This is a genomic window from Salipiger sp. ABN3_019 (genome assembly GCF_056158605.1).
This window is the reverse complement of the sequence record NZ_JBSWTP010000009.1, coordinates 1,479,518-1,500,002: the sequence shown is the minus strand read 5'-3', so window position 1 is coordinate 1,500,002 and position 20,485 is coordinate 1,479,518. Positions and strand designations below refer to the sequence as shown.

General features: G+C 65.8%; 19 protein-coding genes. 14 read left to right on the top strand and 5 right to left on the bottom strand.

From position 1 onward, the window contains the following. Nucleotides 1–2 precede the first annotated feature (2 nt). The 7 genes from ACXAD2_RS15415 to ACXAD2_RS15385 all read left to right on the top strand — a co-directional run bounded on the left by ACXAD2_RS15415 (nt 3) and on the right by ACXAD2_RS15385 (nt 6,411). A complete protein-coding gene (locus ACXAD2_RS15415) occupies nt 3–575 on the top strand; it encodes a CvpA family protein (RefSeq protein WP_475171684.1) in 573 nt (190 codons plus the stop codon). A 334-nt stretch (nt 576–909) separates the two neighbouring features. Beyond that, on the top strand, nt 910–2,385 hold the full coding sequence (gene purF, locus ACXAD2_RS15410) for an amidophosphoribosyltransferase (RefSeq protein WP_475174899.1): 1,476 nt from the start codon (nt 910–912) through the stop codon (nt 2,383–2,385). A gap of 162 nt (nt 2,386–2,547) precedes the next feature. Next, nucleotides 2,548–2,796 carry a hypothetical protein gene (locus tag ACXAD2_RS15405; RefSeq protein ID WP_066105441.1) on the top strand — a complete coding sequence of 83 codons (249 nt, stop codon included), beginning with the start codon at nt 2,548–2,550 and terminating at the stop codon, nt 2,794–2,796. A gap of 77 nt (nt 2,797–2,873) precedes the next feature. Further along, on the top strand, nt 2,874–3,521 hold the full coding sequence (locus ACXAD2_RS15400; RefSeq protein WP_475171682.1) for an SDR family NAD(P)-dependent oxidoreductase: 648 nt from the start codon (nt 2,874–2,876) through the stop codon (nt 3,519–3,521). A gap of 205 nt (nt 3,522–3,726) precedes the next feature. Continuing rightward, nucleotides 3,727–4,512, top strand: a complete 786-nt coding sequence (gene surE, locus ACXAD2_RS15395) for a 5'/3'-nucleotidase SurE (RefSeq protein WP_224899312.1) — start codon at nt 3,727–3,729, stop codon at nt 4,510–4,512. Next, complete coding sequence (locus tag ACXAD2_RS15390) at nt 4,509–5,153, top strand: protein-L-isoaspartate(D-aspartate) O-methyltransferase (RefSeq protein ID WP_066105432.1); 645 nt, start codon at nt 4,509–4,511, stop codon at nt 5,151–5,153. Before surE ends, ACXAD2_RS15390 begins: the two co-directional genes overlap by 4 nt. Nucleotides 5,154–5,217: 64 nt before the next feature. Continuing rightward, on the top strand, nt 5,218–6,411 hold the full coding sequence (locus ACXAD2_RS15385) for a LysM peptidoglycan-binding domain-containing M23 family metallopeptidase (RefSeq protein WP_224899309.1): 1,194 nt from the start codon (nt 5,218–5,220) through the stop codon (nt 6,409–6,411). Between the two features lie 86 nt (nt 6,412–6,497). Here ACXAD2_RS15385 and ACXAD2_RS15380 read toward each other — a convergent pair whose 3' ends face one another. After that, the gene (locus tag ACXAD2_RS15380; RefSeq protein ID WP_475171681.1) at nt 6,498–7,241 is read right to left on the bottom strand and encodes a hydratase; all 744 of its coding nucleotides are present in this window, start codon (nt 7,239–7,241) and stop codon (nt 6,498–6,500) included. A 567-nt stretch (nt 7,242–7,808) separates the two neighbouring features. Between ACXAD2_RS15380 and cyoA the strand changes: the two genes are divergently transcribed. The 5 genes from cyoA to ACXAD2_RS15355 are packed head-to-tail and all read left to right on the top strand — an operon-like array spanning nt 7,809 to nt 12,651. Next, on the top strand, nt 7,809–8,891 hold the full coding sequence (gene cyoA, locus ACXAD2_RS15375) for a ubiquinol oxidase subunit II (protein WP_475171679.1): 1,083 nt from the start codon (nt 7,809–7,811) through the stop codon (nt 8,889–8,891). After that, on the top strand, nt 8,881–10,878 hold the full coding sequence (gene cyoB / locus ACXAD2_RS15370; RefSeq protein ID WP_475171678.1) for a cytochrome o ubiquinol oxidase subunit I: 1,998 nt from the start codon (nt 8,881–8,883) through the stop codon (nt 10,876–10,878). The genes cyoA and cyoB overlap by 11 nt, the downstream gene beginning before the upstream one ends. After that, entirely contained in the window at nt 10,875–11,504 is a 630-nt protein-coding gene (gene cyoC, locus ACXAD2_RS15365) for a cytochrome o ubiquinol oxidase subunit III (protein WP_412094002.1), read from the top strand. Before cyoB ends, cyoC begins: the two co-directional genes overlap by 4 nt. Further along, entirely contained in the window at nt 11,504–11,902 is a 399-nt protein-coding gene (gene cyoD, locus ACXAD2_RS15360) for a cytochrome o ubiquinol oxidase subunit IV (RefSeq protein WP_475171676.1), read from the top strand. The genes cyoC and cyoD overlap by 1 nt, the downstream gene beginning before the upstream one ends. Next, a complete protein-coding gene (locus ACXAD2_RS15355; protein ID WP_475171675.1) occupies nt 11,902–12,651 on the top strand; it encodes an SURF1 family protein in 750 nt (249 codons plus the stop codon). The genes cyoD and ACXAD2_RS15355 overlap by 1 nt, the downstream gene beginning before the upstream one ends. 84 nt (nt 12,652–12,735) lie before the next feature. Here the strand turns inward: ACXAD2_RS15355 and ACXAD2_RS15350 are convergent, their stop codons facing one another. Continuing rightward, on the bottom strand, nt 12,736–13,425 hold the full coding sequence (locus tag ACXAD2_RS15350; RefSeq protein WP_475171673.1) for a fumarylacetoacetate hydrolase family protein: 690 nt from the start codon (nt 13,423–13,425) through the stop codon (nt 12,736–12,738). 191 nt (nt 13,426–13,616) lie between these two features. Here ACXAD2_RS15350 and ACXAD2_RS15345 point away from each other — a divergent pair, with 191 nt between their 5' ends. Continuing rightward, nucleotides 13,617–14,918, top strand: coding sequence for a replication-associated recombination protein A (locus ACXAD2_RS15345; protein ID WP_164182558.1), 1,302 nt, complete (start codon nt 13,617–13,619; stop codon nt 14,916–14,918). Nucleotides 14,919–15,089: 171 nt separating this feature from the next. Here the strand turns inward: ACXAD2_RS15345 and ACXAD2_RS15340 are convergent, their stop codons facing one another. From ACXAD2_RS15340 to ACXAD2_RS15330, 3 genes are read right to left on the bottom strand one after another with little or no spacing between them, the layout of a single operon-like run. Continuing rightward, on the bottom strand, nt 15,090–16,400 hold the full coding sequence (locus ACXAD2_RS15340; RefSeq protein ID WP_475171672.1) for a c-type cytochrome: 1,311 nt from the start codon (nt 16,398–16,400) through the stop codon (nt 15,090–15,092). 3 nt (nt 16,401–16,403) lie between these two features. Next, the gene (locus ACXAD2_RS15335; RefSeq protein ID WP_224899289.1) at nt 16,404–18,188 is read right to left on the bottom strand and encodes a GMC family oxidoreductase; all 1,785 of its coding nucleotides are present in this window, start codon (nt 18,186–18,188) and stop codon (nt 16,404–16,406) included. A 19-nt stretch (nt 18,189–18,207) separates the two neighbouring features. Beyond that, on the bottom strand, nt 18,208–18,939 hold the full coding sequence (locus ACXAD2_RS15330) for a gluconate 2-dehydrogenase subunit 3 family protein (RefSeq protein WP_066105398.1): 732 nt from the start codon (nt 18,937–18,939) through the stop codon (nt 18,208–18,210). Nucleotides 18,940–19,420: 481 nt separating this feature from the next. Here ACXAD2_RS15330 and ACXAD2_RS15325 point away from each other — a divergent pair, with 481 nt between their 5' ends. Beyond that, entirely contained in the window at nt 19,421–20,443 is a 1,023-nt protein-coding gene (locus ACXAD2_RS15325) for a LacI family DNA-binding transcriptional regulator (RefSeq protein WP_475171670.1), read from the top strand. Nucleotides 20,444–20,485: the final 42 nt, after the last annotated feature.

Below are 20,485 nucleotides of genomic sequence, written 5' to 3'. Positions count from 1 at the left end.
GCATGGACGGATTCACTATCATCGACGGGGTGGTCGCGCTCGTCATCGTGCTGTCGGCACTGCTCGCCTACTCGCGCGGGCTGGTGCGTGAGGCACTGGCGATCCTCGGCTGGATCGTCGCGGCGATCCTTGCCTTCATCTTCGCACCGCAGGTGCAGCCGCTGGTCAAGGAAATCCCAGTTCTGGGCGATTTCCTCGCAGACAGTTGCGAGCTTTCGATCATCGCGGCCTTTGCCGCGGTCTTTGCACTGGCGCTGGTGATCGTCTCGCTCTTCACCCCGGTGTTCTCGAGCCTCGTGCAGCGCTCGGCGCTCGGCGGGCTGGATCAGGGGCTTGGTTTTCTCTTCGGCGTGGCGCGCGGCGTGCTCCTCGTGGCGATCGCCTTCTTCGTCTACGACACGGTGATCACCTCGCAGGACATCCCGATGGTCGACAACTCGCGCTCGGCTGCGGTCTTCTCGCAGTTCACCGACCGCATCGAAGAGCAGAACCCCGAGGCGGCGCTTGGCTGGATCACCCTGCAGTATGAGCAGCTGGTGGGCATCTGCGAAGCACCCGCAGGCAGCGACGCCTGAGCCGCGGGCCCTTCGCGGGGCGGCGCTGGGATCAGGGCTACACGACCACATGATCAACATGGCCGCGCTTTCGGGCGCGGCTTTTTCTTGCGCGGCGGCCTGCCCCGACACCCGCCCGGACAGCTGCCCCGACACCTGCTTGACGGCGTGCGTGGCGAAAGGGGCACGCTTGACGCTACGATCACGCAGTCGCGCACAAGTGTTAGCGCAGCCCTTGCCTTGCCGCGGCGCGGCGTGCATATGCGAAGCTTCCGTGACACAGGCCCTTCATGCCAGTATGAGGGGGCTGTCCCCAGCCTAATTGGATTCGGAGCTGCCCTTGTCCGATCGCCAGATGCCCCCCGCTCATCCCTTTGATTTCGACGCCGTCGATGCCGACAAGCTGCACGAAGAGTGCGGCGTGTTCGGGGTCAACGGGGTCACCGACGCGGCGAACTTCGTCGCCCTCGGCCTGCACGCGCTGCAGCACCGGGGACAGGAAGCCGGCGGGATCGTCTCTTACGCCCCCGAACACGGGTTCAACTCGGCCCGCCGCTTCGGCTACGTGCGTGACAACTTCACCCGCGCCTCGCTGATGGAAACGCTGCCAGGTCAGCTTGCCATCGGCCACGTCCGCTACTCGACCGCCGGCTCGAAAGGCGCGGCGATCCGCGACGTGCAGCCGTTCTTTGGTGAGTTTTCCATGGGTGGTGCCGCCATCGCCCACAACGGCAACATCACCAATGCCGACGCGCTGCGCCGCGAGCTGATCGAGCGCGGCTCGATCTTCCAAAGCTCGTCGGACAGCGAATGCATCATCCACCTGATGGCCCGCTCGCTGCAACGCGACATCCCGGCCCGCATGGAAGACGCGCTGCGCCGCGTCGAGGGGGCCTTTTCGGTGGTCGCCATGACCCGCACCAAGCTGATCGGTGTGCGCGACCCGCTGGGCGTGCGTCCGCTGGTGCTCGGCAAGGTCGGCGACGACGGCTATGTGCTCAGCTCAGAGACCTGCGCGCTCGACATCATCGGCGCCGAATACGTGCGCGAGATCGAACCGGGCGAGATGGTCGTGATCTCGGGCGGCAAGGTCGAAAGCCGCCGTCCGTTCCGCCCGCAGCCCTCGAAGTTCTGCATCTTCGAGCATGTGTATTTCTCGCGCCCCGACTCGATCATCGGTGGCCGCTCGGTCTATGAGACCCGCCGCCAGATCGGCGTGGAGCTTGCCCGTGAAGCGCCAGTGGAGGCCGACCTCGTCTGCCCGGTGCCCGACAGCGGCACCCCGGCGGCGATCGGCTTTGCCCATGAGAGCGGCATCCCCTACGGCATGGGGATCATCCGCAACCAGTACATGGGCCGGACCTTCATCGAGCCGACCGAGCAGATCCGCAACATGGGCGTGCGCCTGAAGCTCAACGTCAACCGCGCGCTCATTCAGGGCAAGCGGGTGATCCTCGTCGACAACTCGGTGGTGCGCGGCACCACCTCACGCAAGATCAAGGAGATGATCCTCGATGCGGGCGCCGCCGAGGTGCACTTCCGCATCGCCTCGCCGCCCACCGCGTGGCCCTGCTTCTATGGCGTGGACACGCCGCAGCGTGAAAAGCTGCTGGCCGCTACCATGTCGGAAGAAGAGATGCGCGAGCATCTGGGCGTCGACAGCCTCAAGTTCATCTCGCTCGATGGTCTTTACCGCGCCGTCGGTGCCAGCGAGGAAGGCCGCAACAACAAGTGCCCGCAGTATTGCGACGCGTGCTTCTCGGGCGAATACCCGGTCGAGCCCGCGGACATGATCGAGAAGGGCTTCAAGCTCAAGACCGCGGCGGAATGACGCGCCGGCTGCGAGCCCTTTCGCCGGGGCGCCAGCCGTTTTTCGCATATGACGCGACGTGACAAGCACCCCACGGGGACGTGACCACACGTCCCCCTTTTTATGCCCGCCGAGCTTCTTTAATTGGCTGCATCCCCCGCAGTTCAAAGAGGAGAGAAGGCCATGGCAAATTCCACCCCAGCCAATGTCGCGTCCAACGCGACGACCAAGGCGCCGCTGCCACGTGGCCTTGCCCTTCTCGGCGTGCGCAGCGCCGGACGCGCGCCGCGAGCCTTGGTGCGCCTTGCCAGCGGGCGAGTGGTGATCGTGGGTGTCGGCTCGCGCATCGGCCGCCAGAAAGTGGTCGCCATCGACGCCGACCGCATCGCCCTCTCCAGCGGCGGTGCCGCGCAGTGGCTCGAGATCCCCTGACCGCCATCTGCTTGCGGGCAACCGCATGACCCCGCGCGGCAATTGACATTCCCGCGCCGCGCAGAGAAAGAACGGGCATGAGTGAACAGATCGCCCTTGTCACCGGTGCCTCGCGCGGGCTGGGTTTTGCCCTCGCCGAAGCCCTTGCACCCGCCTACCACGTGGTCGCTGTCGGTCGTACGATCGGCGGGCTCGAAGATCTTGATGACCGGATCAAGGCCCGCGGCGGCTCTGCCACGCTGGCGCCGATGGACATCACCAAGACCGACGCCATGGCGCAGCTGTGCCGCTCGATCTGGGACCGCTGGGGCGGCGCGGCGCTTTGGCTGCACACCGCCGTTCACGCGGCGCCGCTGACCCCGGCCAGCCATCTCGACGCCAAGGATCTCGAAAAATCCATCGCCACCAACCTCACGGCGACCGGCGTGCTGATCCCCTACGTGGCGCCGCTGCTGGGCGAGGCGGGACGCGCGGTGTTCTTCGAAGACGACCACGCGGGCGAGAAGTTCTACGGCTCTTACGGCACCACCAAGGGCGCGCAGATCGCGCTGGCCCGCAGCTGGCAGGCGGAAAGCGCCAAGATCGGCCCGAAGGTGGATATCGTGCAGCCGCTGCCGATGAACACCACCACCCGCATGCGCTTTCACCCCGGCGAGGACAAGGAGGCGCTGGCCTCTCCCTATGCCGAAGCGGCGCGACTGCTGTCGGAACTGGGCATTCTCTAAGCCGTCGAACCTGAGACCAGTGGCCTAAGCGGGCGCTTCCACAGCGCCCCTCGGCCCTGCGCCCATTGCCTTGCCAAGAGGCGCGCGTCGCTACTTCTGAGACACACCTGAGACCGGATCGCATCAGCGCCGCTTTGCGGCTGCGCTGCGCCTTGCCCCGCCGCAGGCCATTCCCTATGCAAGTCCCATAACAGGGACCCAATCCATGCGCATTCTCATCACCAATGACGACGGCATCAACGCTCCGGGCCTCGCCGTTCTGCAGGCCATCGCCGAAGAGGTTGCCGGGCCCGAGGGCGAGGTCTGGACCGTCGCCCCGGCCTTCGAGCAATCCGGCGTCGCCCATTGCATCAGCTACACCCATCCGATGATGATCGCGCAGATGGGTCCGCGCAGCTGGGCCGCCGAGGGCAGCCCCGCCGACTGCGTGCTTGCCGGTCTGCATGACGTGATGAAGGACTGCCCGCCCGATCTGGTGCTTTCGGGGGTCAACCGCGGCAACAACTCGGCAGAGAACGCGCTCTATTCCGGCACGCTTGGTGGCGCCATGGAAGGCGCGCTGCAGGGGCTGCCGTCGATCGCCCTGTCGCAATACCTCGGGCCGCGCACCCGCGAGCTGGAAAACCCCTTTGAAGGCGCTGCCACCCATGGCGCCGAGGTGGTCCGCCGCATCCTTGCCTCGGGCACCAAATCCGATGGCGACTACCGGCTGTTCTGGAACGTCAACTTTCCGCCCTGCCCCGCCGGTGAAGTTCTGGGCACCCGCGTCGTGCCGCAGGGCCGCCGGGCTGGCACCAATTACGCGGTAGAGCCGCATATGTCGCCTTCAGGGCGGCGCTTCCTGTGGATACGGGGCGGCGACCAGCGCCAGCCCGCGCCCGCGGGCACCGATGCCGCCGCCAACCTCGAAAGCTATATCTCGGTCACGCCCATGCGCGCCGACCTCACCGCCCATGACGCACTTGCGGGGCTGGAGGATGCCTTCGCATGAGTTTCGACGCAGAAGCCAAAATGCAGCTCCTCTTTGCCCTGCGCTCGCGCGGGGTCACCGACAGCCTCGTGCTCGAGGCGATGGAAAAGATCGACCGCGGGCTCTTCGTGAAGGGCTACTTCACCGACCGCGCCTATGAGGACATGCCGCTGCCCATTCCCTGCGGGCAGACCATCTCGCAGCCCTCGGTCGTCGGGCTGATGACGCAGGCGCTGAACGTGTCGAACCGCGACAAGGTGCTCGAAGTGGGGACCGGCTCTGGCTATCAGGCCGCGATCCTCAGCCAGCTGGCCCGGCGCGTCTATACCGTGGACCGCCACCGCAGGCTGGTCGTCGAGGCGCGCAAGGTCTTTGACGCGCTCGATCTGTCGAACATCACCGCATTCACCGCCGACGGCAGCTTTGGCCTGCAGGACCAAGCACCCTTTGATCGCATTCTGGTGACCGCCGCCGCCGAGGACCCTCCCGGCCCGCTCTTGGCCCAGCTGCGGATTGGCGGTATCATGGTCTTGCCCGTGGGGCAGTCCGACACCGTGCAACACCTCATCCGGGTGACGCGCACGGAACAGGGCTTTGACTATGACGAGCTGCGCCCCGTGCGCTTCGTGCCGCTGGTGGAAGGTCTGGCCAGAGAGAGCTGACCGCCACCCGAAGCAGATTTACGAGACGCCCCGGGACAAGGGGCGCAGTTGAGGATCGAGACAGATGGACGACAGCCTCCGCAATTCCGCCGCCCGCATCGCCGGGCCGCTGGCCGCAGCCGCCCTGCTGGCGGCCTGCTCGGGTCCGCTCGACTATGACATGCGCGGCCGCATGGGCGGCACGGTGGACACCTCGCAGGCGGCCCTCGCCGCCAGCACCGCCGACCGCCCCGCGCCCGACGCCCGCGGCGTGATCTCCTACCCCAACTATCAGGTGGCCGTGGCCCGCCGCGGCGACAGTGTCGCCGCTGTGGCCAGCCGCGTCGGCCTGCCCGCGGGCGAGCTTGCGCGCTACAACGGCATGCAGGCGGACGACGTGCTGCGCGACGGTGAGGTGCTCGCCCTGCCGCGCCGCGTGGCCGAGCCCACCGGCGGCAACGTCGATATCGCCACTCTGGCCGGAAACGCCATCGACAGCGCCCCCACCACGACGCCGTCGCGCGCCGCCACCGTCACCTCCTCGACGCTGGCCCCCGCGCCCACCGGCAGCACCGCGGCCACAGGCACCGAGCCGATCCGCCACAAGGTGCAGCGCGGCGAGACCGCCTATACCATCGCTCGTCTCTACGGCGTGACGCCGAAGTCGCTGGGCGAATGGAACGGGCTCGACGCCAATTTCACCCTGCGCGAAGGCCAGTATCTGCTGATCCCCGTGGTCGAGGAACAGGGCACCCGCGCCGAGCGCGTGACCGTCTCGCCGGGGAGCGGCTCGCCGACGCCGCAGCCGCCCTCTGCCAGCCAGCCGCTGCCGCAGGACGAGCCGTCGCGCGCGGTGCAGACCGCCAGCGCCGCAAGCACCCCCGCCAAGCCGGTCGCCGACATCGGGCAGGCCGCCGCGACCAATTCCAACGCGGTGATGGCGATGCCAGTGAACGGCTCGATCGTGCGCGAGTATTCGAAGGGCAAGAACGAGGGGATCGACATCTCGGCCCCCGCGGGCAGCGCGGTCAAGGCCGCAGCCAGCGGCACCGTCGCGGCGATCACCCGCAACACCGAGAACGTGCAGATCGTGGTCATTCGTCACGCCGACGAGTTGCTGTCGATCTACACCCATCTCGACGGGCTGCAGGTCAAGAAAGGCGATGCGGTGAGCCGTGGCCAGACCATCGGCTCGGTCCGCGCCGCCGATCCCGCCTTCCTGCACTTCGAGGTTCGCAAAGGGTTCGACAGCGTCGATCCGATGACCTACCTGCGCTGAGCGCAGCCTGAACGCAGACCCCCCCAAAGCAAAAGGCCCGGCAATCGCCGGGCCTTTTTCGGTGTCGCCTTGGGCGCGTGGCCTGCTCAGGCCAGCGTCACGGAAACCTCGCCCAGCCCCTCGATACGGCCCGACACCTCGGTCCCGGCGGGGAAATAGGGCAGCCCACAGAGCGAGCCGGTGATCACCACCTGCCCCGGCTGCAGACCGCCGCAGTGATCGCCCAGTACCTCGCAGAGCAGCCCGAGGTTGGCGAGCGCCGAGCCTCCGGGCACATTCGCCTCGCCGTCCAGCAGGCGCGTCTCGCCCGCATCGCACCACGCCGCCACGGTGCCAAAATCGCTGCCGTCCCAATCCTCGAGTCGCGGACCGAGCACCATGCCCGCGTTGATCTGCATATCCGCCAGCTTCAGCGCCGGATCGGAGGCCGCTTCGCCGTCAAGGCGGGTGTCCACCAGTTCGATCACCACGCGCGGCGCGAAATACTCTTGCACCGGCTCGGGCAGGCCTGCGGCGGGCAGCGGCTTGAGAAGCTCGAAGCCCACTTCCAGCTCGATGCCCAGCTGATCGCGGGTTTTCGCCACACCGCCGGTGGCCACCACATCGGCTGCCGCAATAGGTGCCACGGTAGGCGCAAGCGCGCCCTTCCCGGCCCCGACCTTGAACCCTGCGACCGCGCCGCGCGCCTCGGAGACGGCCTGCTGCACGGCAAGACATTCGGCGCGGTCACGCGGCAGCGCCATGCCGGTCTCGGGCGCGAACCGCTGCCCGGAGGCGTGAGATTGCTGCAGTGCGGCGGCAAAGGCGGTGATCTGGGGGGCTTCGGACAAGGCAGGCGCTCCTGTGGGCATGGATCTGTGTCATGCGGCCCTGCTGCTGCGGTCCGCTTGAGGCTGGCTTAGACCATTCCCAAAGGGCAGCCAAGCGCCGGCAAATCTTTGCCAGTAAGCCCGCGACACTTGCGGGAACCCGCAGCCCATTTGTGCATCTTTCGCCGCCGAAACCATGCAAGTCGCGGCATCTCTTGTTCAATTTTTTGTGTCAGTTTTACCGGCGGAAACTTCGCAAGCTGCAGATGACGGCAAGGAACTGCCGGTTCTGCGATGCTGCAGCGGCGAGAAAATCGTGCGGCTTTCCGCATGTTTTCGCTAGAAAGTACGCACTTTCCCGGTCTATTTCCAGCGCGCGCGGTGAACGAGTCGCCGCGCCGCACGTTCCGTCACGGATAGCTGATCGGCAAATATGTGCGACGGAATGACCTATTCGGTTCGCGCTCGCAGCATTCTACGCGCGTGCCACCTTTACCGGACGCGCCCGTGCTGAGTGCGCCCGAACTCTTCTCCCGGGCTGGCCTCCTCCTCTCACTCCGTCAGCCCGGAAAGACTTGCGAGGCTGACTTGAGACTATCGTTCAAAATTCCGATCCTGTTGGGAGCGGTCGCGAGCCTGTCGGCATGCCAGTACGACGTGCTTGCACCGTCGGGCTGGGTGGCCGCCGAGCAGCGTGATCTGCTGGTCATTTCGACCCTGCTCATGCTGATCGTGATCATCCCGGTCATTTTCATGGCCATCTGGTTCCCGCTGCGCTACCGCGCAGATCGCCCCGATCAATCCGACTACGCCCCCAACTGGGCGCACTCCACCCGTCTGGAGTATGTGCTGTGGGGCGTGCCGATCATCATCGTCGCCATCCTTGGCGTCTACACCTACATCTACACCCACCGTCTCGACCCGTACCGTCCGCTCGAAGCGACGGAAATCGGCACCGAGATCGGCGAGCCGCTCGAAGTTGAGGTCGTGTCCCTCGACTGGAAATGGCTGTTCATCTACCCCGAGCTGGGCGTCGCCTCGGTGAACGAACTGGCGGTTCCCGCCGGTCGTCCGCTGAACCTGCGCCTGACCTCCTCGACCGTGATGACCACCTTCTCGGTCCCCGCGCTCGGCGGCATGATCTACACCATGGCCGGCATGGAGACGAAGCTGCACCTCATCGCAGACGAAGAAGGCACCTTCTTCGGTCAGGCCGCGCACTACAACGGCCCGGGCTTTGCCGAAATGCACTTCGACACCGAGGCGATGAGCGATGCGGACTTCGACCAGTGGGTCGAAAAAGCCCGCGCATCGGATGACGCGCTGACCCGCGACGCCTACCTCGAGCTCGAGAAGCCGACGATGGATGCTGACGTGCAGTACTACAGCGCTGTCGACGACGGCCTCTTCGACCGCATCCGCGGCCTCTGCGTCGAGCAGGGCAAGGTCTGCATGGATCAGATGATGATGCAGGACGAACAGGGTGGCGGCGGCCTCGCTGGCATCGGCGACAAGCACAAGTACGAGTATGACGATCAGCGTGCAGTCGATGGTTTCGGCAACCTGATCGGCACGCCGTCCGAGCCTGCCGCACCGGCGCACGACACTCACGATGACAGCGACAAGCTGTCGATGAACACCCACGAGGGAGAGGCGCAGCATGGCAACTGAAGCGCATGTCCAAGCCCCCGAGACCTGGTCGCCGATTTTCGGCCGGCTGACTCTCGACTGGATTCCGTACCACGAGCCGATCCTTGTCGGCACCTTCTCGGCCATCGTTCTGGGCGGCCTCGTCGCGCTGGTCCTGATGACCTACTTCAAGCTCTGGGGTCCGCTCTGGCGTGACTGGATCACCAGCGTCGACCACAAGAAGATCGGCATCATGTATATGGTGCTTGGCTTCATCATGTTCATCCGCGGCTTTGCCGACGCGCTGATGATGCGCGCTCAGCAGGCCATGGCGGCTGGCGGCGCCGAGGGCTACCTGCCCCCGCACCACTACGATCAGGTCTTCACCGCCCACGGCGTGATCATGATCTTCTTCGTGGCGATGGCCTTCATCACCGGCATCATGAACTACGTCATGCCGACGCAGATCGGTGCCCGCGACGTGGCCTTCCCCTTCCTGAACAACTTCTCGTTCTGGATGACTGTGGCTGGCGCGCTGCTGGTTAACATCTCGCTCTTCATCGGTGAGTTCGCACGTGTCGGCTGGCTGGCCTTCCCGCCGCTGTCGGGATCGGCCTTCTCCACCGGGCCGGGCGTGGACTACTACCTCTGGGCGCTGCAGATCGCCGGTGTGGGCACGACGCTTTCGGGCGTGAACCTGCTGGCAACCATCTTCAAGATGCGCGCCAAGGGCATGAAGCTCTTCGACATGCCGGTCTTCACCTGGACCGCGCTCTGCACCAACGTGCTCATCGTGGCAGCCTTCCCCGTGCTGACCGCCACGCTGACCATGCTGACGCTCGACCGTTACCTCGGCTTCCACTTCTTCACCAACGATCTTGGCGGCAACGCCATGATGTATGTGAACCTGATCTGGATCTGGGGTCACCCCGAGGTTTACATCCTGATCCTGCCGATCTTCGGCGTGTTCTCGGAAATCGTGCAGACCTTCTCGGGCAAGCCGCTCTTTGGCTACAAGACCATGGTCTGGGCGACCGCCTGCATCATGGTGCTGTCCTTCATCGTGTGGCTGCACCACTTCTTCACCATGGGCTCCGGCGCCAATGTGAACACCTTCTTCGGCATCACCACGATGATCATCGCGGTGCCCACCGGGGTTAAGGTCTTCAACTGGCTGTTCACCATGTACAAGGGCCGCGTGCGCTTCGAAGTGCCGATGCTCTGGACCACCGGCTTCATCGTGACCTTCGCCATCGGCGGCATGACCGGTGTTCTGCTGGCGGTTCCGCCGGTCGACTTCCAACTGCACAACACGCTGTTCCTCATCGCCCACTTCCACAACGTCATCATCGGCGGCGTGGTGTTCGGGGTCTATGCCGCCGTCACCTTCTGGTGGCCCAAGGCCTTCGGCTTCAAGCTGGACGACAAATGGGGACGCCGCACCTTCTGGTTCTGGTGCATCGGCTTCTACTTCGCCTTCATGCCGCTCTATGCGCTCGGTCTGATGGGCGTGACCCGCCGTCTGCAGAGCTACATGGATCAGGCGTGGCAGATCTACTTCATCGTCGCCGCCTTCGGCGCGGTGCTGATCGCCATCGGTATCGCCTGCGGCTTCATCAACTTCGCCGTGTCGATCATGCGGCGCAAGGAACTGGCCTGCGGCAACGACCCGTGGGATGCGCGCACCCTCGATTGGGCAACCCAGTCGCCGCCCGCAAACTACAACTTCCCGCAGGACGTGGTGGTCACCGGCCGCGACGCCTTCTGGAAGATGAAGCAGGACGGCTTCAAGTGGTCCACCAGCTACCACGACATCCACATGCCGAATAACACGGCCACCGGCGTCATCGTCGCCGCCATGGCTCTGGTCTTCGGTTTCGCGATGATCTGGTACATCTGGTGGCTCGCCGCGATCTCGTTCATCGGCATGATCGCGACCACCATCGCGCATACCTTCAACTACAATCAGGATCACTGGATCCCGGCGGCAACCGTCGCTGAGAAAGAAGCGAAGGGAGGTGCAGCATGACCATGCTTGACACTCCGCTGACCGGACGAGTGGAGGGGCCTGCGGGCCCCGACCACCACCCCGATCATCACCACGAGAGCCCCACGCCCATCGGGTTCTGGATCTACCTGATGAGCGACTGCATCATCTTCGCATCGCTCTTCGCGACCTATGCGGTGCTGGGCAACAACTTCGCCGGCGGTCCGGGTCCGAAAGACCTGTTCGAGCCGGGCTTCGTGGCCATCGAGACGGCGCTGCTGCTGTTCTCCTCGGTCACCTTCGGCGTTGCCATGCTGAAGGCGGAAAAGCACGACATGGACGCCACCACCCTGTGGCTGGTGATCACCGGCGTGCTGGGCCTCGGCTTCATCGGGATGGAAGTCTACGAATTCCATCACCTGATCCACATCGGCGCGGGCCCTGACCGTTCGGGCTTCCTGTCGGCCTTCTTCCTGCTGGTCGGCACCCACGGTCTGCACGTGACCGCTGGCCTGATCTGGCTCTGCGTGCTGATCGCCCAGATCCGCATGAAGGGCATGATCCCAGCCAACATGCAGCGCCTCTCGACGCTGAGCATGTTCTGGCACTTCCTCGATCTGGTTTGGATCGGGGTGTTCTCCTTCGTCTATCTGGTGAGGTTGATCTGATGAGCGCACATTCCGAAGCATCGCACGGCACCATGCGCACGCTGATGACCGGTTTTGCCCTAGCGGTGATCCTCAGCGTCATCCCCTTCGCGCTGGTCATGATGGAAAGCGACATGTCGCGGACCTGGCTGATCGGCATCATCATGGGCCTGGGCGCGATCCAGATCATCGTTCACCTGGTGTATTTCCTGCACCTCAAGAGCGACAATGAAGGCGGCTGGACCATGGCGGCCACCGTTCTTGCGGTGGTCATCGTCGGCATCGTTCTGGCAGGCTCGCTCTGGGTCATGCACAACATGAACGCCAACATGATGCCGATGAGCGAAGGCAACATGGTGATGGATTCCGAAGCCACCCCGGGCGCAAGCATGTCCGGCGCGCACGAAGGTCACAACTGATGGGCGCGGCGGCGGCGCATAAGCCCGGCGTGCAGCGCCGCCGCTGGCCGCTCATCATTGCGGTCACGCTGGTGGCGCTGGCGGCTCTCGTCGGTTTCACCTCGCTGGCGATCTGGCAGGTTCAGCGCCTGCACTGGAAGGTCGCCCTTATCGAGAGGGTCGAGGCGCGCGTCCATGCTGCGCCCGTCCCCGCCCCCGGCCCGGACGACTGGGCCGGGATCACCGCCGAGAGCGCCGAATACCGGCATGTCTCTCTGAGCGGCACCTTCCTCAACGATGAGGAAGTACAGATTTACACCCCCGCCGACTTCGGCCCCGGATATTGGATCCTGACCCCGCTGCGCCGCGACGACGGCACCGTGGTGATGGTCAACCGCGGGCTGGTGCCGGAGCGGCTGAAAGACCCCGCCACGCGCGACGCGCCCGAGGGCGAACAGACGGTCACCGGCCTGCTGCGCATATCGGAAAGCGAGGGCTGGCTCTTCTCGCGCGACAATGACCCCGAGAACGGCCAATGGTACCGCCGCGACATCGGCTCGATCACCTCGACCAAAGGCTTCGAGAAGGCCGCGCCCTATTTCGTCGATCAGGACATGGGCGATGACGCGCAGGCATGGCCGCGCGGCGGGCAGACGGTCGTCAGCTTCCGCAATGCCCATCTGAGCTACGCGCTCACATGGGCCGGTCTGGCCCTGATGGTGATCGCCGCCTGGGCGCTGTTCATCTGGACGGAATTCCGCAGACGCTGACACGGCCCGCGGGCAGAGAGACCAAAACAAAAGCGCCAGCCCCTCGGGCTGGCGCTTTGCCGTTTCGGGCCTGCGGGGGTCGGCTCAGCCGATGCTGATTTCCAGCGGTGCCAGACCCTCGATCTCGACCACACAGGTATCGCCGCGCTCCAGCGCGCTGACCCCGGCGGGTGTGCCGGTGTAGATGAGGTCCCCCGCCTTCAGTTCGACCAGCCCCGAGAGGTAAGAGATCACCTCGGGCACCGACCAGATCATCTGCGCCATATCGCCGTTCTGCCGCTCTTCGCCGTTCACCGCCAGCCGCAGCGTGCCCTTGTCCAGATGGCCGACCTGCGCCACCGGGTGCACCGGACCGCAAACGGCGGCGTAGTCGAACCCTTTGGCCATGGTCCACGGGCGGCCCTTCTTCTTGGCCTCGGCCTGCACGTCGCGGCGGGTCAGGTCGATGCCCGCGGCATAGCCCCAGACACACTCCAGCGCCTTGTCCTCGGAGATATCGACACCGCCCTGCCCCAGCGCGACGACCAACTCGCCTTCGTGGTGCAGATCGGCGGTCGCGGGCGGATAGGGAATGGCGTCCCCGGCCTCGGCGATCGTGTCGATCGGCTTGTCGAAGAAGAACGGCGGCTCGCGGTCGGGATCATGGCCCATTTCCCGCGCGTGCTCGGCGTAGTTGCGCCCGACGCAGAAGATGCGGCGCAGCGGAAAACGCGCCTCGCTGCCTGCAACGGCAACACTGGGGGTTTCTTGCGGGGCAAAGACATAATCGGTCATCGGGCACTCCTTGGATGGGCGTCGAGAAAGGGCGTACCGTTGCGCGCACGCCAAGTTGCGGAAATGTCTAGCAGGTCGGCGTGCGAAGGACAGAGGCTACAACCAAGATTGATATGCCGATCAGCCCGCATTTGCCCGCCCCCGCTTGATCTGCTAGCGCATCAAGCAATGCCCGCAGATGAGGCCTGAGCATGAGCGATCTTTTCGACACCGGCCCCCGGCTTGGCCGCACCCCGCTGGCCGCTGCGCTGCGCCCCGAGACGCTGGACGACATCATCGGCCAGCCCAAGCTTGTGAAACCGGGCTCTATCCTGCGCCGCCGGATCGCGGCGAACGCGCTCGGCAGCCTGATCCTCTACGGCCCGCCGGGCATCGGCAAGACCACCATCGCCCGCGCGGTGGGCAATATGCTCGGCAAAGAGTTCCGCCCGCTGCACGCCACCCGCGACGGGGTGAAGGAGTTGCGCAAGATCGCCGATGAGGCGCGCATTCGTCCGCTGCTGATCTTCGTCGACGAGGTGCACCGCTTCTCGGCCACGCAGGCGGACGACCTGCTGTCGATCTGCGAGGAAGGCACCGCCGATTTCGTCGGAGCCACCACCGGCAATCCTTACCACGCGCTGCCGCCCGCGCTGGTCTCGCGCTCGACCATCCTCAAGCTCGAACCGCTGAGCATCGAAGAGATGGAAGAGGTCGTGCAGCGCGGCGTCGACCATCTAGCGGCGCAGGGCATCAAGGTCAGCCTGCGGCCCGAGCAGCGGCGGCTCATCGCCGGGCGCTCGGGGGGCGACGCGCGGCGCGCGCTGACCACACTCGAAAGCTTGGCTGTCGGACATGACGGCGCGGTCACCATCAGCGACGAGATGATCGCCGAGGCCTATGAGGCGGCGGCGATCAACCACGACCGCTCGGGCGATCAGCATTACGACGTGGTGTCGGCCTTCGTGAAATCCATGCGTGGCTCGGACCCCGACGCGACGCTCTATTGGCTGGCTCGGCTGATCCATGGCGGCGAAGACCCGCGCTACATCGCCCGGCGGATCATGATCCACGCCTCCGAGGACGTGGGCCTTGCCGACAATACCGCGCTGCAGACCGCCGTGGCCGCCGCGCAGGCGGTCGAGAAGATCGGCTATCCCGAGTGCCAGCTTATCCTCGCCCATGCGGCGCTGCATGTGGCGCGCGCGCCGAAATCGGGTTCGGTGACGCGCGGCATCGGCGCGGCGCTCGGCCATGTCACCAGCGCGCCGCCCGCTGCGGTGCCGCTCTATCTGCGCGACGCGCATTACAAGGGCGCCGAGAGCCTTGGCCATGTGGGCTATAAATTCCCGCATGACGACCCACGCGGCTGGGTCGAACAGGAATACGCTCCGGGCGTGGCGCAGGGCGCCTTCTACCAGAGCGACGCCCGCGACGCCGCCACCTTCGAAAAGCGCGCCGACGCCTTCTGGGAGGCGCTGACCGGGCACCCGCAACCGCGCCGCCGTTTCTGAGACCCCCGGCGATCTGGGCTCATTCGCGCATCTTTGCTGGCCGCGCCAGCGAGGGTGCAGGTCAGTGGCCGCGCGCCACCTCGCCCGGGCCCGAGGGTCCTGGCCTGAGGTCCACAACGAAAAAGGGCCGCCCCATTAGGGCGGCCCTTCGCGTCTCAAGCGATCAACCGATCACGAACCGGGGTTCGACAGCGGCTCGCGCGCGCCAAGCTGCTCGCGCATTTCGCCGACCTTGCCCGCGGAGACCGCTTCGCCGGCGTTGCCCCAGCTGTTGCGCACATAGGTGAGGATCTCGGCGATGTCCTCGTCGTCCATCTTCCATGCGAAAGAGGGCATGCCCGCCGCCGTCTCCGCCGTGTGGCTGTGCGCCGCGCGGGCGCCCTTCAGCATCACGTGGATCATGTTGGTGGGGTCGGTCAGCAGGCCGTGGTTGCCAGCGAAGGCCGGGACCATGCCCTTGATGCCCTCACCCTGCAGACCGTGGCAGGCCGAGCAGTTCACCTCATAGACATCCGCCAGCCGCGCGGTATCAGCATCGCCAAGGCTTGCCGCCGCCGGAGCCGGCGTATCGGAGGCCGGAAGCGCCGTGAGATAAGTGCCCACCGCCAGCGCGTCCTCGTCGGTCAGGTACTGCAGCGAGTGCTCGACGGCCTCGGCCATCGGGCCAGCCGCCACCGCAACGCCGTCCGAGCCGGTCTTGAGATAGGACGCGATGTCCTCGGCCGAGCTGCCGCCCAGACCCACATGCGGGTTCTGGGTCAGGTCGGGCGCATACCAATCGCCGATGTTGCCACCCTGCAGATAGGCGCTGGCCACCTCGGCCCCCAGCGCGTTGCGCGGGCTGTGGCAGGCGGCGCAGTGACCACCGCCGTCGACGATGTATTTGCCGCGGTTCCAATCATCGCTTTCCGACGCGACCGGCTCAAAGCCCTCGTTGTCGAAGAACAGCATGTCCCAGCCCGCCATGGCGAGACGGATGTTGAACGGGAACGGCATGCCGCCGTTTTCGTCGATGTCGTTCGAGATCGGCTCCACCGTCGACATATAGGCCCAAAGGTCATGCATGTCTTCGTCGGTGAACTTGGCGTAGGCGGTGTAGGGCATCGCCGGGTAGAGCATGCCATGCTGGCCGATGCCCTGACGGATCGCGTTGAAGAAGTCCTTCTCGGTCATCCCGCCGATGCCGGTCTCGGCATCGGGCGTGATGTTCGAAGAGACCAGCGTGCCGAAAGGCGTCGCGATCTGATAGCCGCCTGCGAACTCGCCGTCTTCGCGGGTGTGGCAGGCCGCGCAGTCGCCCATCCGCATGACATACTCGCCACGCTCGATAGCCTCGGCATCGTCAGAGGTGAACTCGGCCAGCGTGACGCTGTCGTCGGCCACATTGGAGCGCGAGGTGTTCAGCGAGTTCCAGGCCCAACCACCGGCGCCGATGGCCGCGACGACGACAACGCCGCCTGCGATCTTGATCCATTTTGCCATGGGTTATGCCTCCACCAGCGGGCCGGGGTTGTTGATGTAGGTCTCGTGGATCGCGCGCGCCGCGCGGACCGCGAGCGCACCCACGGTGAGCGTCGGGTTGTAGCCGCCGTTGTTCGGGAAGGCAGAGGCGCCGACCGAGAACACATTGTGGCAATCCCAGCTCTGTAGATACGGGTTCAGCGCCGAGGTGGCGGGGTTCGAGCCCATCACCAGACCGCCGATCGTGTGCGAGCTGTGCTGCTTGTAGGGGTTCCACGAGGCTTCGGCCTGATTGTCGACCATGATGTCCTCGCCGCCCGCCTCGCGCATGATCTCGATGGCTTTCTGCGTCGTGTAGTCGATCATCGACTTGTCGTTGCGGTTCCAGTCGAAGGTCAGGCGCAGCAGCGGCTGGCCGTGGCGGTCCTTGTAGGTCGGATCGAGCGACAGGTAGGCGTCGCGCGTCGGCATCGAGGTGCCCTGACAGAAGATGTTGGCCACCTCCTGATAGTCACGGGCATAGGCCTCTTTCCACTGCGAGCCCCAGCGCTTGTTGCCCGGACGGATGGCGTTCATGTTGGCGATCGGACGACCGTTGGTCGAATAGCCCATGATCCCAGCGCCGCCGATGAAGTCGAGATCGCTGTGGTCGAAGTTGTCGCCGTTGAAATCGTCGATCTGCACGCCAAGCGCGCCGCCGCCGATGAACGGGTTCATCTTGGCGCCCGAGAAGAAGCCGGTGACAGACGAACAGGTCTGATAGCTGTAGTTACGGCCGATGGTGCCGCGCTCGGTGCTCGGATCGTATTGCTGGCCGATGCCCGACAGCAGCATCAGGCGGACGTTGTCCATCTGATAGGCGGTGATGCAGACCACGTCCGCGGGCTGGAAGCCTTCCTCGCCCTCACGGGTGATGAACTTCACGCCCTTCACCGTCTTGCCATCTTCGTGCTTCACCGCGTGCAGCACTTCGGTCTCGGTCAGCACGGTGAAGTTCGGGCGGCGCATCAGAGCGGGCAGGATACAGGCCTGCGGGCTCGACTTGGAGAAGTTGCCGCAGCCGTGGAAGTCGCAGAAGCCGCAGTAGGTGCACGGCCCCATGGTGACGCCCAGCGGGTTCACATAGGCTTGGCTGATGTTGCCCGCCGGGATGGTGAACGGGTTGTAGCCCATGCCCTCGGTGGTGTCGCGGTACATGGACATCCAGTTGGTGTCCTTGAGCTGCGGCGTCGGGTACTCGCGCTCGCGCGGGCCCTCGAAGACGTTGCCGCCCTTGATCTTCTCACCGTTGAGATTGCCCGCCTTGCCCGAGGTGCCGGCGATGCGCTCGAAGCGATCGTAATAGGGCGCCATCTCTTCGTAGGTGACTCCCCAGTCCTGCAGCTGCAGCCCCTCGCCCATCAGCCCGTCGAGGCGCTCTTGGCCGTAGCGTTCGGCGGTCTGCGTCGCGACCTCGAAATCCCAGGGCAGGAAGCGCCAGGACATGCCGGCCCAGTGGGTGCCAGCGCCGCCGACGTTCCAGCCGAACTGGAAGGCGTTCCAGTTGCGCACCGGGGCGGCCTGCTGGCCGGTCTTGTTGCGGAAGGTGGTGGTTTCCACGCTCATCGGCTGCAGCAGCTCGCGGCGGGTGTGCCAGCGCAGCTCGTCGGGGTCGACGGCGGGGGGGAAGTCGGTCGACGTGTCGCGCCATGCGCCGCGCTCGATGGCGACCACGTTGAGGCCCGCGCGGGTCAGCTCTTCGGCCATGACCGATCCGGCCCAGCCGAGACCGACGATCACCACGTCGGCCTTGGGACGTTCATTTGCCATTGTTGGTGTCTCCTTGGCCTTAGTCGTTCGGGATGAGGCTGACGGGCGTCAGGCCCAGGTCCTCGTTGCGCCGATCCACATAGGGCCGGTAGTCGTAGCGCGCGCCCGGGAAGCCGATCATCTTCCAGCCCGCCATGTCGCGGTTGCCGCCATAGAGCGGGTCGGCCAGATAGCCTTCACGCGCGTTCTGCAGCATCAGCTCGAAAAAGGCCTGACCGTCGACATCGTCGCCGAGGCTGATCTCGCCCGCTTCCAGCCCGGTCAGGATCTCGTCGATCCGGTCAGGCGAGAGCGCGTGGAACGCCGCTTGGTCATTCTCCTGCGCGTAGGCTTCGAGCGCCTTGAGGCCGGTCTCGTAGCGCTCGCGCGGGGTGGCGAGGAACTGCGGCGAGCCCATGATCTCTTCTTCGATCTCGGGGCGCAGCGGCGTCTGCAGGTAGAGCGCTTTGCCCGCGCCGTAGTCGCCGGAAAGCTGGTCGTCGAGGAACTCGAGGCACCCCGCTTCGGAGGCGGAGGGACCGAAGTCATCCGCGGGGATCAGACGATCGAAGACGGCCTTGACGGTCTTCTGGTCGGTCTCTTCGGTCAGCACCCGGAAGCCGCCGCCGGTGCGGGCGGGAGTCGGCAGGTGGTCGGCGGACATCTCGGTGGGCTTGGGCACGCCACGCAGTTCGACAGCACCGGCGCGGGAGGCGAGCCCCCCTGCGGCGGCCATCGAGCCGAGCGAGAACAGCGCTTCTCTTCGGTTCATACGGAACACCTCTTGGCTGTGTACCGATGTCCGGGCCGGACGAAGAAGGCCGGAAAGACCCGCCACGCGCAGGCGAGGCAAGGCGGCCCGCTACGACTGGATCGGACGGCGGCAACATATCTGGCTTGGACCGGCCACAAAGGTGGCCGTGGCCCCATGGGAGGTCGCCGGGCGCGCCGGGGCCGGAACGCGCGGGGTGAAGCTCCCGGCGGCGCACATCGGATATGGGAGGAATCCGCCGCCGCCGGGGGCTGCCCCTGCGGTATGTGGTCGCGGCGCGCGCCACAAGGGAGCCGTATGCAAAGGTGTGCCGCGGATCCGGCTTTCCCTCATGGCGCGTCGAAATGAAAGAAAGATCACGTCACGATGAGGGTCTTTCCCTCAGCAGTACGACGGGATTGCAATGCCCACCATGCCTGCCCTAGAAGGTGACGCGAGGGAGGGGATCCTGCTATCGTTTGCGCAAAAGGCCGCCCCGTCCATGCAACTCACCATTTCCGACCTTGCCCGCGAGGCGCATGTCAGCGTCTCTACCATCGACCGCATCCTCAGCGGACGCGGCAAGGTAAAGCCCGCCACCGTCGAACATGTGCTGGCCACCGCAGAGCGCATCGGCTTTCACGCCGTCGGCTCGATCCGCAGCCGCCGTGGCATCGAGGCGCCCGCCCGCAGCTTCGGCTTTCTGCTAAATGACCGCTCGCGGCTGTACTATGAGTTGATGAGCCAGCAGATCAGCCGCGAGATCGCCGGGCTGACCAGCGTGCAGGGCCGCGCGATCTTCTCGCATATCTCGGGCCCCTGCCCCGAACGCACCGCCGAGGCGCTGCTGGCACTTGGCGAGAAATGCGACGCCATCGCCGCCGTCTGCATCGACCATCCACAAGTCAATATGGCGGTCGAGGAGCTCCACGCGCGCGGCATTCCCGTGGTGGCGATGCTGTCGGATATCTCGTCCAAGCACCGCCGCGGCTTTGTCGGCTCCAACGACTGGCAACTCGGACGCTCAGCGGGCTGGTTCGTGCAGCGCTTCTGCCCGCAGGGCGGCAAGGTCGCGCTGATGACCGGCAACCCGCGCTATCTGTGCCAGCAATCCCACGCCGCCAGTTTCCGCGCCTTTATCCAAGGCGCGACCGGCTCGGGCCTGAGCATCCTCGAAGCGCCCAGCACCGACGAAAGCGATACGCGCGCGCAGCAGGTGGTGACGGCGCTGCTGCACGAGCATCCCGATCTTGCCGCCATCATGCTGGCCGGGGGCGGGCTTGAAGGGGCCGCAGAGGCGCTGCGCAGCCATGATCGCCCGCCGCTGCTGATCGGTACGGAACTCACCGAGCGCACCCGCTCGGCGCTGGTTTCGGGACGGATCGACATGATCCTGTCGCACCCCGGCGAGGCCATCGCCCGCGAGGCGGTACACGCCATGGTGCGCCTGCTGGAAGGCGGCAAGTCGGGCGCGGAAGTGCAGACCTCGCTGCCGTTCGAGATTCTCATCGGCGAGAATTGCTGAAACGCCTGTGCCGCGGCCCGCTGAGCGGACCGCGGCGGAAGG